Source organism: Rubrivivax gelatinosus IL144 (assembly GCF_000284255.1).
Classification (GTDB): Bacteria; Pseudomonadota; Gammaproteobacteria; order Burkholderiales; family Burkholderiaceae_C; genus Rubrivivax; species Rubrivivax gelatinosus_A.
Genome location: NC_017075.1, coordinates 3,070,855 through 3,087,783, shown reverse-complemented (window position 1 = coordinate 3,087,783; position 16,929 = coordinate 3,070,855). Strand labels below are relative to the sequence as shown.

At 71.7% G+C, this 16,929-nt stretch carries 10 protein-coding genes; 4 read left to right on the top strand and 6 right to left on the bottom strand.

Annotated elements, in window-relative coordinates; genetic code table 11:
• Positions 1-9 precede the first annotated feature (9 nt).
• From malQ to RGE_RS14160, 4 genes are all read right to left on the bottom strand, one after another.
• A complete protein-coding gene (gene malQ, locus RGE_RS14175; protein ID WP_014429111.1) occupies positions 10-1,509 on the bottom strand; it encodes a 4-alpha-glucanotransferase in 1,500 nt (499 codons plus the stop codon).
• 13 nt (positions 1,510-1,522) lie between these two features.
• Entirely contained in the window at positions 1,523-3,586 is a 2,064-nt protein-coding gene (gene glgX / locus RGE_RS14170; RefSeq protein WP_014429110.1) for a glycogen debranching protein GlgX, read from the bottom strand.
• Entirely contained in the window at positions 3,574-5,745 is a 2,172-nt protein-coding gene (glgB, locus tag RGE_RS14165; protein ID WP_014429109.1) for a 1,4-alpha-glucan branching protein GlgB, read from the bottom strand. The genes glgX and glgB overlap by 13 nt, the downstream gene beginning before the upstream one ends.
• Positions 5,746-5,809: 64 nt before the next feature.
• Positions 5,810-8,254 (bottom strand): glycogen/starch/alpha-glucan phosphorylase, encoded by a 2,445-nt coding sequence (locus RGE_RS14160; protein ID WP_014429108.1) that lies wholly within the window; start codon positions 8,252-8,254, stop codon positions 5,810-5,812.
• 348 nt (positions 8,255-8,602) lie between these two features.
• Here RGE_RS14160 and glgC point away from each other — a divergent pair, with 348 nt between their 5' ends.
• Both glgC and glgA read left to right on the top strand, forming a co-directional pair.
• Positions 8,603-9,868, top strand: a complete 1,266-nt coding sequence (glgC, locus tag RGE_RS14155; protein ID WP_014429107.1) for a glucose-1-phosphate adenylyltransferase — start codon at positions 8,603-8,605, stop codon at positions 9,866-9,868.
• Positions 9,869-9,879: 11 nt separating this feature from the next.
• Positions 9,880-11,352, top strand: coding sequence for a glycogen synthase GlgA (glgA, locus tag RGE_RS14150; protein WP_014429106.1), 1,473 nt, complete (start codon positions 9,880-9,882; stop codon positions 11,350-11,352).
• 21 nt (positions 11,353-11,373) lie between these two features.
• On the opposite strand, the gene RGE_RS14145 is transcribed toward glgA, so the two are convergent.
• On the bottom strand, positions 11,374-11,676 hold the full coding sequence (locus RGE_RS14145) for a hypothetical protein (protein WP_014429105.1): 303 nt from the start codon (positions 11,674-11,676) through the stop codon (positions 11,374-11,376).
• Between the two features lie 86 nt (positions 11,677-11,762).
• Between RGE_RS14145 and RGE_RS14140 the strand changes: the two genes are divergently transcribed.
• Positions 11,763-14,444: an ATP-binding protein gene (locus tag RGE_RS14140; protein WP_052311003.1), complete on the top strand. Its 2,682-nt coding sequence runs from the start codon at positions 11,763-11,765 to the stop codon at positions 14,442-14,444.
• Between the two features lie 4 nt (positions 14,445-14,448).
• Here the strand turns inward: RGE_RS14140 and RGE_RS14135 are convergent, their stop codons facing one another.
• Positions 14,449-15,066: a UPF0149 family protein gene (locus tag RGE_RS14135; protein WP_014429102.1), complete on the bottom strand. Its 618-nt coding sequence runs from the start codon at positions 15,064-15,066 to the stop codon at positions 14,449-14,451.
• A gap of 184 nt (positions 15,067-15,250) precedes the next feature.
• On the opposite strand from RGE_RS14135, the gene RGE_RS14130 reads away from it, so the two are divergent.
• Positions 15,251-16,924 carry a formate--tetrahydrofolate ligase gene (locus tag RGE_RS14130; protein ID WP_014429100.1) on the top strand — a complete coding sequence of 558 codons (1,674 nt, stop codon included), beginning with the start codon at positions 15,251-15,253 and terminating at the stop codon, positions 16,922-16,924.
• Positions 16,925-16,929 lie beyond the last annotated feature (5 nt).

Here is a 16,929-nt window from a genome sequence, read left to right as displayed (position 1 = left end):
CGGTCGGCGTCAAGCGGCCGGCGTGCGGCCGTAGAGGCGGCAGAACTCGGCCAGCCGGCGCCCGTGCCAGGGGTGCACGTCGTTCCACTGGAAACGCCAGCGCCAGCAGCCGTCGTCGGCGCCGGGGCGGTTCATGCGGTGTTCGCCGCCCAGGCAGAGCACGTCCTGCAGCGGATGGATCGCGGTGTCGGCGATGCTCATGCAGGCGGCGCGGATCAGCGTCCACGGCATGTCGTGGCCGTCGACGCCGAAGTAGCCGCGCGCGAAGTGGCGCTCGGTGTCCGAAGCCCCGGCCCACCAGCCGGCCACCGTGTCGTTGTCGTGCGTGCCGGTGTAGACCACGGCGTCGTGCTCGTGGTGGTGTGGCAGGTAGCGGTTGGCGGCGTCGCCGCCGAAGGCGAACTGCAGGATCAGCATGCCGGGGAACTCGAAACGCCGGCGCAGCGCCTCGACGTCGGGCGTGATGACGCCCAGGTCCTCGGCCAGCACCGGCAGCGTGCCCAGCGCCTGCTGCACGGCCTCGAACAGCGCCGCGCCGGGGCCGGGCACCCAGCGGCCGTTGACCGCCGTCGGCTCCGAGGCCGGGATCTCCCAGTGCGCCGCGAAGCCGCGGAAATGGTCGATGCGCACGATGTCGACGAGCTCGAAAGTGCGGCGCAGGCGTTCGATCCACCAGGCGTAGCCCTCGGCGGCGTGCGCGCTCCAGCGGTACAGCGGGTTGCCCCAACGCTGGCCTGTGGCGCTGAAGAAGTCCGGCGGCACGCCGGCGACGACGGTCGGCCGGCCCTCGGGGTCGAGCTCGAAGAGCTCCGGGCGGGCCCAGACGTCGGCGCTGTGGTGGGCGATGAAGATCGGCGCGTCGCCGACGATCTTCACGCCCTTGCGCGCGGCGTAGGCGCGCAGCTGCGCCCACTGCCGGAAGAAGCTCCACTGGCAGAAGCGCCAGAAGGCGACGCGCTCGGCGTGCGTGCGGTGGGCGGTGGCCAGCGCGCCGGCGCGGCGCAGCGCCAGGCCCGGCGCCCAGTCGCACCAGTCGACGCCTTCGTGCGCCTCGGACAGCGCCATGAACAGCGCGTAATCGTCGAGCCAGCTGCGGTGCGACTCGCAGAAGGTGTCGAAGGCGGCGCGCGACTCCTCGCTGGCCGACGCGGCGAAACGGGCCGCGGCGCGCGCCAGCCGCTCCATGCGGAAGCTGGTGACGGCCCCGTAGTCGACGTGGGTGGCGAACAGGCCAGGCGCGGGCTCGAGGTCGGCGGCGTCCAGCCAGCCCTGGCTCTGGAGCTCGCCCAGGTCGATCAGCAGCACGTTGCCGGCGAAGGCCGACGGGCTCATGTAGGGCGAGTTGCCGGGGCCGATGCCCCCCAGCGGCAGCACCTGCCACAGACGCTGGCCGGCGCTGGCCAGCCAGTCGACGAAGTGATAGGCCGCCGGGCCCAGGTCGCCCGAGCCGTGCGGGCCCGGCAGCGAGGTGGGGTGCAGCAGGATCCCGCTCGAACGGGGAAGTCGCATCGTGCCCTCCGGGTCAGGCTGCGGCGTTGCGCAGCAGCACCAGGCTGCGTGCGCGCAGCGGGTAGTCGACGTCGCTGCCGCGCCAGGCACTGCGGCCGTCGGCTTCGGCGGTGTCGAGTTCGGCGTGCCAGTCGCCCGGCGGCAGCCGGAAGCCGGTGTCGGCGTCGACCGCGTTGACCAGCAGCAGCAGCGGCGAGTCGGTGCGGCCCGGTGCGCCGATGTAGGCGCCGAGCACGCGCGAGACGCGGTCGTTCCAGTCGGCCAGCGTCATCGCCTGGCCGTCGCGGCGCAGCCAGCTCAGGTCGTGGCGGCCGCGCATGTCCTGCAGCCCGGTGTACCAGCGCTGGGCCAGCGGCAGATAGCGCCGCCTCAGCGCGATGACGTGCGCCGTGAAGGCGACCAGCGACTCGTCGGCGCGGCCCCAGTCGATCCAGGTCGTCTCGTTGTCCTGGCAGTACGGGTTGTTGTTGCCGTGCTGGGTGTGGCCGAGTTCGTCGCCGGCGCACAGCATCGGCGTGCCCTGCGACAGCAGCACGGTGGCCAGCAGCGCGCGCTGCAGGCGCCGGCGCAGGCGCAGCACGTCGGGGTCGTCGCTGGGGCCCTCGATGCCGCAGTTCCAGCTCAGGTTGTGGCCGTGGCCGTCGCGGTTGCCCTCGAGGTTGGCCTCGTTGTGGCGCACGTCGTAGCTGACGAGGTCGGCGAGCGTGAAGCCGTCGTGCGAGACGACGTAGTTGATCGACTCGGTGGGCGGCCGGCGCCGGGCCTGGAAGATGTCCGAGGAGCCGGCGACGCGCAGCGCCAGTTCGCCGCGCCGGCAGTCGCCGCCGAGCCAAAACGCCCGCGCGCAGTCGCGAAAGCGGTCGTTCCACTCCAGCCAGCCGCTGGGGAAGTGGCCGAGCTGGTAGCCGCCCGGGCCGATGTCCCAGGGCTCGGCGATCAGCTTGGCGCCGGCGAGCACCGGGTCCTGGGCCAGCGTCTTGAAGAAGGCGCCGGCGGCCTCGAAACCCCAGTCGCCGCGCGCCAGCACCGGCGCGAGGTCGAAGCGGAAGCCGTCGACGTGCATCTCCTGCACCCAGTAGCGCAGGCTGTCGAGCACCATCTGCAGCACGCGCGGATGGCGCAGGTCCAGCGCGTTGCCGGTGCCGGTGATGTTCTCGTAGGCCGAGCGCTGCTCGACGGGCAGGCGGTACCAGCTGGCGTTGTCCAGGCCGCGCCAGCTGATCGTCGGCCCGAACTCGTCGCTCTCGGCGGTGTGGTTGAAGACGACGTCGAGGATGACCTCGATGCCCGCGGCGTGCAGCCGCCGCACCATCGTGCGGAACTCCTCGCGCGGGTGGCCGGTGGCGGCGTAGCGCGGCTCGGGGCAGAAGAAGCCGATGGAGTTGTAGCCCCAGTAGTTGGCCAGGCCGTTGGCGACGAGGCGCTGCTCGTCCAGGTGCTGGTGCACCGGCAGCAGCTCGACGGCGGTGACGCCCAGCCGGCGCAGGTGGGCGATCGCGGCGTCCGAGGCCAGCCCGGCGTAGCTGCCGCGCACCGCCTCGGGAACGCCCAGCATGCGGCGCGTGAAGCCCTTGACGTGCAGCTCGTAGATCACGGTGTCGGCCAGCGGCGTGCGCGGGTGCGCGTCGCCGTACCAGTCGACGTGGTCGTGCACGACACGCGCCTTGAGCGCCTGGCGCGCGTTGTCGTGCATGTCCAGGTCCAGCGGGTGCTCGCGGTCGTTGGCGAAATGCGGGCCGCTCCAGTCGAAGCTGCCGACGATCTCGCGCGCCCAGGGGTCGAGCAGCACCTTGTGCGGGTTGAAGCGGTGGCCGCGCTCCGGGCGCCAGGGGCCGTGGGCGCGCAGGCCGTAGATCAGCCCCGGCTTGGCGCCGGGCAGGTAGCCGTGCCAGACGTCGCCGCTTTGCGCCGGCAGCGCCGCGCGGGCGATCTCGTGCGTGCCCTCGGCGTCGAACAGGCACAGCTCGACGGCGCTGGCGTGCGCCGAGAAGACCGCGAAGTTGACGCCATGGCCGTCCCAGCTCGCGCCCAGCGGCCACGAGCGGCCGGCCTGCAGCATGCCGGTCAGGCGGTCCATTCGAAGAACACCGTGGCCAGCGGCGGAATGGTGACCACGATCGACTGGCTGCGGCCCTGCCAGGGCTGCGGCTCGCTGGCGGCGGCGCCGAAGGGCGTGCCGACGTTGCTGCCGCCGTAGTAGCCCGAGTCGGTGTTCAGCCGCTCGATCCAGCGCCCGGCCGCCGGCACGCCGACGCGGTAGGCCTGGCGCACGACCGGCGTGAAGTTGCAGACGACCAGCATCAGCTCGCCGTCGCGGCCGCGGCGCACGAAGCTCAGCAGGCTCTCGTCGGCGGCGTCGTGGCAGATCCACTCGAAGCCGTCGCCGCTGAAGTCGCGCGTATGCAGCGCCGGGCTGGCGCGGTAGAGGCGGTTCAGGTCGCGCACCAGGCGCTGCGTGCCGGCGTGGTGGTCGTCGGCCAGCAGGTGCCAGTCCAGGCTCTGGTCGTGGTTCCACTCGGCTTCCTGGGCGAACTCGCAGCCCATGAACAGCAGCTTCTTGCCCGGGTGGCCCCACATGAAGCCGTAGTAGGCGCGCAGGTTGGCGAACTTCTGCCAGCGGTCGCCCGGCATCTTGCCCAGCAGCGAGCCCTTGCCGTGCACGACCTCGTCGTGCGAGATCGGCAGGATGAAGTTCTCGTGGAAGGCGTAGACCAGGCCGAAGGTCATCTCGCCGTGGTGGAAGCGCCGGTGCACCGGCTCGCGCGACATGTACTGCAGCGTGTCGTGCATCCAGCCCATGTTCCACTTGTAGTGGAAGCCCAGGCCGCCGGCGTAGGTCGGGCGCGAGACGGCCGGGAAGGCGGTCGACTCCTCGGCGATCGTCACCGCCTGCGCGCGCTCGTTGCCGATGACCTCGTTGGTGCGCTTGAGGAAGGCGATGGCCTCGAGGTTCTCGCGGCCGCCGTGCACGTTGGGGATCCACTCGCCGGCCTTGCGGCTGTAGTCGCGGTAGAGCATCGAGGCCACCGCGTCGACGCGCAGGCCGTCGACGCCGAAGCGCTCCAGCCAGTACAGCGCGCTGCCGACGAGGAAGTTGCGCACCTCGGTGCGGCCGTAGTTGTAGATCAGCGAGTTCCAGTCGTTGTGGAAGCCTTCGCGCGGGTCGGCGTACTCGTAGAGGTGTGTGCCGTCGAACTGCGCCAGCCCGTGGGCGTCGCCGGGGAAGTGTGCCGGCACCCAGTCCAGCAGCACGCCGACGCCGGCCTCGTGGGCCCGGTCGACGAAGCGGCGGAAGCCCTCGGCGTCGCCGAAGCGCGAGGTCGGGGCGTACATGCCCAGCGGCTGGTAGCCCCAGGAACCGTCGAACGGGTGCTCGCTGACCGGCAGCAGCTCCAGGTGCGTGAAACCCATGTCCTGGGCGTAGGCGATCAGTTCGTCGGCGAGTTCGTCCCAGTTCAGCCAGCGGTTGCCGTCCTCGGGCTTGCGCCGCCAGCTGCCCAGGTGAACCTCGTAGATGGACAGCGGCGCGTCCAGCGCGTTGGCGTGCTGGCGCTGGGCCGAGGCGGCGACCGGCAGCGGCATGGCGGCGACGACGCTGGCCGTGGCCGGGCGCAGCTCGGACTGGCGCGCGTAAGGGTCGGCCTTCAGCGGCAGCAGCTCGCCCGAGCGCGACAGGATCTCGAACTTGTAGCGCGCGCCTTCGCCGACGCCCGGCAGGAACAGCTCCCAGACGCCGCACTCGCGGCGCAGCCGCATCGGGTGGCGGCGGCCGTCCCAGAAGTTGAAGTCGCCGACGATCGAGACGCGCTCGGCATTCGGCGCCCAGACGGCGAAGGCCGTGCCGGCGACGCCGTCGAAGGTGCGCGGCGTCGCGCCCAGCACCTCGAAGGGCCGCAGGTGCGAGCCTTCGCCGAGCAGCCAGACGTCCATTTCGCCGAGCACCGTGCCGAAGCGGTACGGGTCTTCGATGACCGAGGTGGCGCCGTCGTGCCAGGTGACGCCCAGGCGGTAGTAGCCGCCGTTGCGCAGCTTGCCTTCGAAGAAGCCGTCGGGGTGGCGCAGCGCGAGCTTGCCGCGCCGGCCGCCCTTGACGCCCAGCGCCTCGACTGCCACGGCCCCGGGAAGAAAGACGCGCACCCAGGTGGCGCCTTGGTCGTCGGGGTGCGGCCCCAGCACGGCGAACGGATCGCCGTGGCGCCCGCTGCAGACCAGATCGACGACGTGGGACTCGAGCATCAAGACGCTTTCTCCTCTGACGGGACGTGGTGGCGCAGGCGATGATGGCGCCTGACGGTGACGGCTATCGGTCGGTCGGCAGCTTCCAGACCTCGCGTGCGTACTCGGCGATGGTACGGTCGGACGAGAACGTGCCCATCCCCGCGACGTTGGCGATCGCCTTGCGTGCCCAGGCGTCGCGGTCGCGGTACAGCGCGTCGACCTTGGCCTGCGCCTCGCAGTAGGCGTCGAAATCGGCCAGCAGCAGGTAGTGGTCGCCGCCCCACAGCAGCGAGTCGACCAGGCCGCGGTAGCGCGCCGGCTCGTCGGGCGAGAAGCTGCCGCCGGCGATCGCGTCGAGCACCGCCTTGAGCTTGGTGTTGCTCTCGTAGATGCGCAGCGGCTGGTAGCCGGCGGCGCGCGTGGCTTCAACCTCCGGCGTCTTCAGGCCGAAGATGAAGACGTTGTCGTCGCCGACGTTCTCGCGGATCTCGATGTTGGCGCCGTCGTCGGTGCCGACGGTCAGCGCGCCGTTCATCGCCAGCTTCATGTTGCCGGTGCCCGAGGCCTCGGTGCCGGCGGTGGAGATCTGCTCGGAGACGTCGGCCCCGGGCATGATGACCTCGGCCACCGAGACGCCGTAGTTCGGCACGAACACCACCTTCAGCCGCCCGCCCAGCCGCGGGTCGTGGTTGACGACCGCGCCGACGTCGTTGATCAGCCGGATGATGTTCTTGGCCATCGCGTAGCTCGACGCCGCCTTGCCGGCGAAGATCGCCGTGCGCGGCACCCAGTCGGCCTCGGGGTCGGCCAGCATCGCCTGGTAGCGCGCGACGATCTGCAGCACGTTGAGCAGCTGGCGCTTGTACTCGTGGATGCGCTTGACCTGCACGTCGAACAGGCTGTCCGGGTCGACGACGATGCGCGTGGCGGTGCGGATGTGGTCGGCCAGGCGGACCTTGTTGGCACGCTTGACGGCCAGGAACTCCTGGCGGAACGCGGCGTCCTCGGCGTGCGGCGCCAGCCTGGACAGCTGCTCCAGGTGCAGCCGCCAGTCGCTGCCGATCGTGCGGTCGAGCAGCCCGGCCAGGCCGGGGTTGGCCTGCGCCAGCCAGCGCCGCGGCGTCACGCCGTTGGTGATGTTGATGAAGCGCTCGGGCCACAGCGCCGCGAAGTCGGCGAAGATCGTCTCGACCAGCAGCTTGGAGTGCAGCGCCGAGACGCCGTTGATCTTGTGGCTGCCGACCACCGCCAGGTGCGCCATGCGCACGCGGCGCTCGCCGCTCTCGTCGATCAGCGACAGCCGGCGCAGGAAGGCGTCGTCGCCCGGGCGCGCCTTGGCCGCCATCACGAGGAACTCGTGGTTGATGCGGAAGATGATCTCCAGGTGGCGCGGCAGCACGTGCTGGATCAGCGACACCGGCCAGGTCTCCAGCGCCTCGGGCATCAGCGTGTGGTTGGTGTAGCTGAAGACCTGCTGCGTGATCGCCCAGGCCTCGGCCCAGGGCAGGCGCTGCTCGTCGACGAGCAGGCGCATCAGCTCGGCGACGCCGATCGCCGGGTGGGTGTCGTTGAGGTGGATCGCGACCTGCTCGGCCAGGTTGTCCAGCCGGCCGTGCTCGGCGAGGTGGCGGGCGACGATGTCCTGGATCGACGCGCTGGTGAAGAAGTACTCCTGGCGCAGGCGCAGCTCGCGTCCGGCCGGCGTGCTGTCGTTCGGGTAGAGCACCCAGGAGATGTTCTCGAACTGGTTCTTGTACTCGGCGGCGCGCTGGTAGTCGCCGCTGTTGAAGGCGTGCAGGTCGATCTGCGCCGGCGCCACGGCCTTCCACAGGCGCAGCGTGCTGACGCGCTGGGTGCCGTGGCCGGGGATCACCATGTCGTAGGCCTTGGCGCTGACCTGGCCGGCGTGGCGCCACACCGGCGCCGCGGCCGGCGACTCGGGGTGCTCGACCCAGCCGCCGAAGCGCACCGGGTAGGCCACCGCCTGGCGCGGGAACTCCCAGGGCGTGCCGTCTTCGACCCAGGGATCCGGGTGTTCGACCTGACGGCCGCCGGCGATCGCCTGGGCGAACATGCCGTATTCGTAGCGGATGCCGTAGCCGAAGGAGGGCAGGCCCAGCGTGGCCATCGAGTCGAGGAAACACGCGGCCAGGCGGCCGAGGCCGCCGTTGCCGAGCGCGGCGTCGAGCTCGGTGCTGGCGACGTCCTCGAACGAGGCGGCGTGCTGGCGCGCCGCAGCGGCGGCGTCGCCCTGCATGTCGAGCGCGGCCAGGGCGTTGCCCAGCGTGCGGCCGATCAGGAACTCCATTGACAGGTAACAGACGCGACGGGCACGCGCTTTGCGATCGGTCGCATCGGAGGCGACCCAGCGGCGGGACAATGCTTCACGAGCCACCTGCGCCACCGCATGCATGATGTCGGATTGCGAGGCATCCGCCGGCGCGACGCCGACGGTGGAAAGCAGATGGCGGTCGACCTGGGCCTCGAAGCGGTCCGGGGCGGTCAGGGCGGCAGTCGAGGTATTCATGGCGGTCTGCAGCGGTTGGGCGAACACGGGGCCGGTTGGCGGCACCGATGCATGGGCCGTGCCGCGTAGTCCCCGATTCCCGGGATCCCTGCGCGAGTCACGACGCCGTACGCCGACACGGTCATGTAGTAAAACTACAGAAAATGCCGACCTGCTTTCGGTGTCCGACAACGATTCTAGCCACGCCCGCGCGCCGAAATGTAGGTGCGACAGGACGTTGGCGCCATTTCCACTCCCCATCTTCACGTTCTGGTGTGACGCTGCGTTGGCCACGCGGCGCCGCCGGGCGTGTTCCTGCTTTGTAATTCCGTTGCTTCAACCGAACGTCCTACCGGCCAGGAGACAGCCATGAAACCCATCGATCCCGCCTCCAGCTTCGACCTTCCGCGCCGTTCGATCGCGCTGGTCCTTGCGGGGGGGCGTGGCACGCGCCTGAAGAATCTCACCGACAACCGGGCCAAGCCGGCGGTGTACTTCGGCGGCAAGTTCCGGATCGTCGACTTCGCGCTGTCGAACTGTCTGAACTCGGGCATCCGCCGCATCGGCGTCATCACCCAGTACAAGAGCCACAGCCTGCTGCGCCACCTGCAGCGCGGCTGGGCCTTCCTGAAGTCCGAGATGAACGAGTTCGTTGACCTGCTGCCGGCGCAGCAGCGTGTCGACGAGGAGAGCTGGTACCGCGGCACGGCCGACGCCGTCTACCAGAACCAGGACATCCTGGCGGCCTACAAGGCGGACTACGTGGTCGTCCTGGCCGGCGACCACGTCTACAAGCAGAACTACGCGCTGATGCTGGCCGACCACGTCGCCCAGGGCCGCGAGTGCACCGTCGGCTGCATCGAGGTGCCGCGCCAGGACGCCACCGCCTTCGGCGTCATGCACATCGACGAGAACCGCCGCATCCTCGACTTCGTCGAGAAACCTGCCGACCCGCCGTGCCTGCCGGGCAAGCCCGACCGCGCGCTGGCCAGCATGGGCATCTACGTCTTCAACGCCCGCTACCTGTACCGCGAGCTCGAGCGCGACATGGCCGACCCGAACTCGAGTCACGACTTCGGCAAGGACATCATCCCCAAGATGGTGCGCGCCGGCGTCGCCGTGGCGCACCCGTTCGAGCTGAGCTGCGTCGGCACGCGCGCCGGCACCGGCCCGTACTGGCGCGACGTCGGCACGATCGACGCCTACTGGGACGCCAACATCGACCTGACGGCGACCGACCCGCTGCTCAACCTCTACGACACCAACTGGCCGATCTGGACCTACCAGCCGCAGCTGCCGCCGGCCAAGTTCGTGCACAACCAGGACGACCGACGCGGGCTGGCGATCGAGTCGATGGTCTCCGGCGGCTGCATCGTCTCCGGCGCGGTCTACCGCTCAGTGCTGTTCTCGCAGGTGCGCGTGCACTCCTATGCCTCGGTCAACTGGGCGGTGCTGCTGCCGGGCGCCCAGATCGGCCGTCATGCGCGCGTCACGCGGGTGGTCGTCGACCGCGACTGCGTGATCCCCGACGGCATGGTCATCGGCGAGGACCCGGCCGCCGACGCAGCGCGTTTCTACCGTACCGAATCCGGCATCGTGCTCGTCACGCGGGAGATGCTGCGCGCGCTGCAATGACGAGCCGAACCATGAAGGTGCTGCACGTCGCGGCCGAAGTCTTCCCGCTGGTCAAGACCGGCGGCCTGGCCGACGTCGTCGCCGCGCTGCCGGTGGCGCAGGCGCAGCAGGGCACCGACGTGCGCCTGTTGCTGCCCGGGCTGCCGGCGATCCTCGAGCAGGTCAGCGGCCTGCGCTGCGTCATCGACATCGGCGCCTGCTTCGGCGCGCTGCGCGTGCGCCTGCTGCGCGCGCGGCTGCCGGGCGACGGCCTGGTGGCCTACATCGTCGAGGCGCCGTACCTCTACAAGCGCGGCGGCAGCCCCTACCAGAACGCGCACGGCGAGGAGTGGCCCGACAACCTGCAGCGTTTCGCACTGCTGGGCTGGATCGCCGCCCACCTGGCCGCCGGCGACGCCGACCCGGAATGGGCGCCCGACGTCGTGCACGCGCACGACTGGCACGCGGCGATGAGCTGCGCCTACATCGCCGACCACGCGGCGACGCCGGCGGCCTCGGTCTACACCGTGCACAACCTGGCCTACCAGGGCCTGTTCCCGATGCACGACTGGGCGCCGCTGGGCCTGGCCTCGCGGCTGATGTCGCCGGCCGGGCTGGAGTACCACGGCCAGCTGAGCTTCATGAAGGCCGGGCTGAAGTTCTCGGACCGCGTGACCACCGTCAGCCCGACCTATGCGCGCGAGATCTCGACGCTGGAGTTCGGCTGCGGCCTGGACGGCGTGATCCGTTCGCGCTCGGCGCACGTGCGCGGCATCCTCAACGGCATCGACACCGCGGTCTGGAATCCGGCCGCCGACCCGGCGATCGCCGCGTCCTACGACGCCGCGCGCCCCGACGGCAAGGCCGCCTGCCGCCGCGCGCTGCAGACCGAGGCCGGGCTGGAGATCGACGACGCGGCGCTGGTCGTGGCCATCGTCTCGCGCCTGACCTCCCAGAAGGGGCTGGACCTGGTGCTCGCCGCGCTGCCCGAGCTGATCGGCCAGGGCGTGCAGTTCGCGATCCAGGGCACCGGAGACGCCGCGCTGGAGTCGGCGTTCCGCGCCGCGCAGGCGCAGGCGCCGGGCCGGGTGCAGGTCTTCACCGGCTACGACGAGGCGCGTGCCCATCGGCTGATCGCCGGTGCCGACGCGATCGCCGTGCCTTCGCGCTTCGAGCCCTGCGGGCTGACCCAGCTCTACGGCCTGCGCTACGGCACGCTGCCGATCGTGCGCCGCGTCGGCGGCCTCGCCGACACGGTGGTCGACGCCAGCGCCGCGGCGGTGGCCGAGGACCGCGCCACCGGCTTCGTCTTCGACGCCGCCAGCCCGCAGGCTTTCGCCCAGGCGGTGCAGCGGGCGCTCGAGGCGCGGCGCCAGCCGGCGCTGTGGGCGCAGCTGCGCGCGCGGGCGATGGTGCAGCAGCACTCCTGGGAAGGGCCGGCGCGCGAGTACCTCGCGCTCTACGACGAGGCCCTGGCGCCGCTGCGCGCCGACGGCCTGCGCTGAAGGCCGCCCGCCGGGCGCGGTTCAGGCGCCCGGATCCGGCCAGCCCAGCAGTTCGGCCAGCCGGCGCACGACCCAGGTCGCCTCGGCCGGCGACAGCCCGGTGTCGTCGGCGCCGGCGACGGCGTGCATGCGTTCGAGCACGTCGGCTTCGGTGATGCCCAGCGCCAGCGGCAGCGCGCGCGCCGGCTCGGCCAGCATCTGGGCCATGTCCTCGCAGAGTTCGTGGCGCTCGGCGATCTCGCGCAGCGGCAGCTCGGGCCGCGTGCGGCCCTCGGGCTGGTACAGCGAGACGAAGGACGCGGGCAGGGTGATGGAGTCGTTCACTCGGGGGATGTCGGTCTGGGGATAGGGGAAGCGCCCGAGCCGCGTGGGGCATCGGCGCTGCCTATGATCCGCCGCAGCCGCCGTCCATGTCGAGCGAACCCACCCTCGCCGAGTCTCCGGAGCCCGCGCCCGCCTCGCATGCGGTGCTGCCGCTGCGGGTCTATCTGCGGCGGCTGATCTGGCTGTGCGTCGGGCCGATGCTGCTGCTGGGGGCGGTGCTGGCCTACAACCGCGTGCAGTCCGGCCTCGAGCAGCGCCAGCAGGCGGCCGAACGCATCGTCGCGCGCCTGGCCTTGCTCACCGACCAGATGCTCGATTCGCGCATCGGCGGCCTGGTGATGCTGGCGCAGGGCATCGAGCCCTCGGCCTCTCTGGGCCAGCTGCGCCGCATGGGCGAGAGCTACGCCCGCGGCTTCGGCAGCCACGTGCTGCTGGCCGACGCCGACGGCCGGGTGCTGCTCAACAGCCGCCTGCCCCCCGAGGTGCCGCAGCCGGCGCTGCCGCGGCCGGCGGCGATGGCGGCGCTGTCCGCGGCGCTGCGCGACGGCCGCCCGGTCGTCGGCAACCTGTTCCTCGGGCCGATCGCCGGCCTGCCGATCGTCGTCGTCGCGGTCCCGATGCCCGAGGCGCCCGGCCAGCCGCCGCAGGCGCTGCTGACGACGATCGAGTCGCGCCAGTTCCAGCCGCCGCTGGAGCGGCTGCTGCTGCCCGAGGGCTGGTCGCTGGAGTTGCGCGACGCCGCCGGCGCCGTCGTCGCCCGCCGCGGCGAGCCGATCTCCGGCGACGACGGCTGGCTGCGCCGCGCGGCGCTGCAGCGTGCGGGCTGGGAGGCCGTGGTCCTGATGCCGCCGCAGGTGATGCACGACGCGGTGCTCGCCGAGGCCTTGCCGCTGGTCGCCGGCATCGTCGGCGTGACGCTGATCGGCGTGCTCGGCGGCACGCTGGCCGGCCGCCGCCTGGGGCGCGACGTCGGCTCGCTGGCCGCGCCGGCGGGCTCTGCCGAGGCCGACAGCCGCGTCGCCGAGATCGCCGCCGTGCGCCGCCAGCTCGACGACGCCGCCGCGCGCCGCCGCGCATCCGAGGACGCGCTGCGCCGCAGCCAGATCGAGGCCCAGCGGCTGATGCAGGAGGCGGTCTCGGCGCGTGCGCGCGCCGAGGCGGCCAACGCCAGCCTGCGCGAGCTGTCGCTGGCCGTCGAGCAGAGTTCGAGCAGCATCCTGATCACCGACCCCGAAGGCCGCATCCAGTACGTCAACCAGGCCTTCCTCGAGCACACCGGCTACACGCGCGAGGAGGTCATCGGCCACACGCCGGCGCTGGTGCACTCGGCCAGCATGCCGGCGGCGGCGATCGAGTCGCTGTGGCACACGCTGCAGGCCGGCGAGACCTGGCGCGGCGAGTTCGTCAACCGGCGCAAGGACGGCAGCGAGTTCGTCGAGGCTGCGGTCGTCACGCCGCTGCGCGACGAGGGCGGGCACATCACGCACTACGTCGCCGTCAACGAGGACGTCACCGAACGCCGCCGGCTCGAACGCGAACTCGACGGCCACCGTCACCACCTGGAGATGCTGGTTGCCAGCCGCACCGCCGAACTGGAAGCCGCGCGCGCGCAGGCCGACGCCGCCAACCAGGCCAAGAGCGCCTTCCTGGCGAACATGAGCCACGAGATCCGCACACCGCTCAACGCCATCCTCGGCTTCACTCACCTGATGCGCCGCGACGCGCGCGACGGCGTCACCGCCGAGCGCCTGGCGCGGGTGGACAGCGCCGCGCAGCACCTGCTGGCGGTGCTTAACGACATCCTGGACCTGTCCAAGATCGAGGCCGGCCGGCTCGAGCTGCACGAACACGACTTCTCGCTGCGCGAGCTGGTGCAGCGCTGCACCGAGCAGATCGCCGAACGCGCGGCCGCCAAGTCGCTGGCGCTGCACGCCGACGTCGGCGACACGCCCGACCTGCTGCGCGGCGACTCGATGCGTCTGGCGCAGGCGCTGCTCAACCTGCTCAGCAACGCCGTGAAGTTCACCGAACGCGGCGCCGTCGCGCTCGACGTGCGCCTGCTCGAGCGCGAGGGCCCGCGGCTCAAGCTGCTGTTCACCGTCACCGACACCGGCATCGGCATCGCGCCGGCGCAGCGCGAGCAGCTGTTCTCGGCCTTCGCCCAGGCCGACGCGTCGATGGCCCGGCGCTTCGGCGGCACCGGGCTGGGGCTGGCGATCACGCGCCGGCTGGCCGAACTGATGGGCGGCGAGGTCGGCGTCGACAGCCGGCTGGGCGAGGGCAGCCGCTTCTGGTTCAGCGTGCGGCTGTCCGGCGGCAGCGCGGTGGCCGCATGCGAACGGCCGGTGGTCGACGGCGAGTCCGAGCTGCGGCGGCGTTTCGCCGGCGCGCGCGTGCTGCTGGCCGAGGACAACCCGGTGAACCAGGACGTCGGCCGCGAGCTGCTGGAGATGGCCGGGCTGCAGGTCGACGTCGCGTCCGACGGCGAGCAGGCCGCGCGCCTGGCCGTCGACGGCGACTACGCGGCGATCCTGATGGACATGCAGATGCCCGGCGTCGACGGCCTGGAGGCCACGCGCCTGATCCGCGCGCTGCCGGCGCATGCGGCGACGCCGATCGTCGCGATGACCGCCAACGCCTTCGGCGAGGACCGCCAGGCCTGCCTGGACGCCGGCATGGACGACCACGTCGCCAAGCCGGTCGACCCGGCGCAGCTGTACTCGGTGCTGCTGCACTGGCTCGGCCGCCGGGCGGCCGGGCGCAGCTGAGGCTTCAGACGGCGGCGGCGAACTCGGGGATGCGCGGCACGACGTCGGCCACGGCGCGCGACAGCTCGTCGCGTTCCAGCGGATCCTGCAGCCGTTCGCGGTCGGTGCTCGACAAGGTTTCGTCGTCACCGCCGAGCAGCGCCAGCGGCACCAGCGCCGGGCCGTAGGCCGGGTCGTCGAACAGCGGTTCCCAGGCCGCGGCGTCCAGGCCGACGGCGGCGAGGAAGCCGATGCACCAGTCCTCGGCGTCGATGATCTCGCCGTCGGCGGTCTCGGCGACGCTGAACACCGGCTGCCAGTCGTCGGGCCGCGTCTTCAGCACGCTTTCGATGGCGTGCAGATGGCGCAGCACGAGGAAGACGACGCGCTTGCGGCGCTTGCCGCTGGCGAACGGCGCCGGCCCGTCGCCGTCGCCGCCCCAGATCACCGGCATCCACTGGCGGGTGTGCAGCCGCGAGAGGCTGCCGGGGCCGACCACCAGCGCGGTCAGGTAACCGTCGAGCGCCTCGACGTTCATCGCCTCGTCGGCGGGGAGTTCCTGCAGCAGCGCGTCGAGTTCGTCGAGTTCCTCGTCGGCGAGCGGCGTGGTCTGCAGGGAAGGGTCGTATTCGGGGTAGTCCACACTAGGGATTGTCCTATGTCGCAGGCGGTTTTTGCCATTGCCGATCAAGCTGGCGGCCGTTGAACGGTGCAGGCGTCGTGCCCGCCCGACGCCCGGACCCCGGCAAACCGCTGCCGGCGGGGCAAGAAACAGGCTTCGGCAGCACAATCGCCCGCTTTGCCCGCCCCCCGTTTTCGGAGTGCCCGTGCCGAGCGACATCGACATTGCCCAGAACGCCCGCCTGCAACGCATCACCGACCTGGCCCGCGACCGCCTGGGCATCGCCGACGAGCACCTCGTGCCCTACGGCCACTACAAGGCCAAGCTGTCGCTGGACTATCTGCGCAGCCTGGAGTCGCGCCCCGACGGCAAGCTGGTGCTGGTGACGGCGATCACGCCGACGCCGGCCGGCGAGGGCAAGACGACGACCACCGTCGGCCTGGGCGACGCGCTCAACCGCATTGGCCGCAAGACCATCGTCGCGCTGCGTGAACCGTCCCTGGGCCCGGTCTTCGGCATGAAGGGCGGGGCCGCCGGCGGCGGCCACGCGCAGGTGGTGCCGATGGAGGACATCAACCTGCACTTCACCGGCGACTTCGCCGCCATCGCGCTGGCCAACAACCTGCTGGCCGCGGCGATCGACAACCACGTGCACCACGGCAACGCGCTGGACATCGACGTGCGCCGCATCGGCTTCAAGCGCGTGATGGACATGAACGACCGCGCGCTGCGCGACATCACCGTCGGCCTCGGCGGCCCGGGCAACGGCGTGCCGCGCGAGGACGGCTTCGACATCGTCGTCGCCAGCGAGGTGATGGCCATCTTCTGCCTGGCGACCTCGCTGGCCGACCTGAAGCAGCGCCTGGGCAACATCGTCGTCGCCGAGACGCGCTCTCGCCTGCCGGTGCACGCCCGCGACCTGAAGGTGCACGGCGCGATGGCGGTGCTGCTCAAGGACGCCTTCGCGCCCAACCTCGTGCAGACGCTGGAGCACACGCCGGCCATCCTGCACGGCGGCCCGTTCGCCAACATCGCCCACGGCTGCAACTCGGTGCTGGCGACGAAGACGGCGCTGAAGCTCGCCGACGTCGTCGTCACCGAAGCCGGCTTCGGCGCCGACCTGGGCGCGGAGAAGTTCCTCGACATCAAGTGCCGCAAGTCGGGGCTCAGGCCCGACGCGGCGGTCGTCGTCGCGACGGTGCGGGCGCTCAAGCACCACGGCGGCGCGGCGCTGGCCGAACTGGGCCGCGAGGCCCTGGGCGCGCTCGAGCGCGGGCTGGACAACCTGCGCCGCCACGTCGACAACGTGCGCGGCGTCTACGGCCTGCCCTGCGTCGTCGCCGTCAACCACTTCAGCGCCGACACCGAGGCCGAGCACGCGCTGCTGCGCGAGCGTGTGCAGGGCTGGGGCGTGCCGATCGCGCTGGCACGCCACTGGGCCGAGGGCGGCGCCGGTGCCGAAGACCTGGCGCGCGAGGTCGTGCGCCTGTTCGAGCAGCCGAGCACGCCGCGTTTCGTCTACGACGACGACGACACGCTGTGGGAGAAGCTGCGCAAGGTCGCGACGCGCGTCTACGGCGCGGCCGACGTCGAGGCGCCGGCGGCGGTGCGTGCGCGCATCGAGCACCTGCAGGCCGAGGGCTACGGCCGCTGGCCGATCTGCATCGCCAAGACGCAGTACAGCTTCTCCACCGACGCCAAGCGCCGCGGCGCGCCCAGCGGCCACGTGCTCGACGTGCGCGAGGTGCGCCTGGCCGCCGGCGCCGAGTTCATCGTCATGGTCTGCGGCGACGTGATGACCATGCCCGGCCTGCCCAAGACTCCGGCCGCCGAGGTCATCGACCTCACCGAGGACGGCCGCGTCGTCGGTCTGTTCTGAGCCCC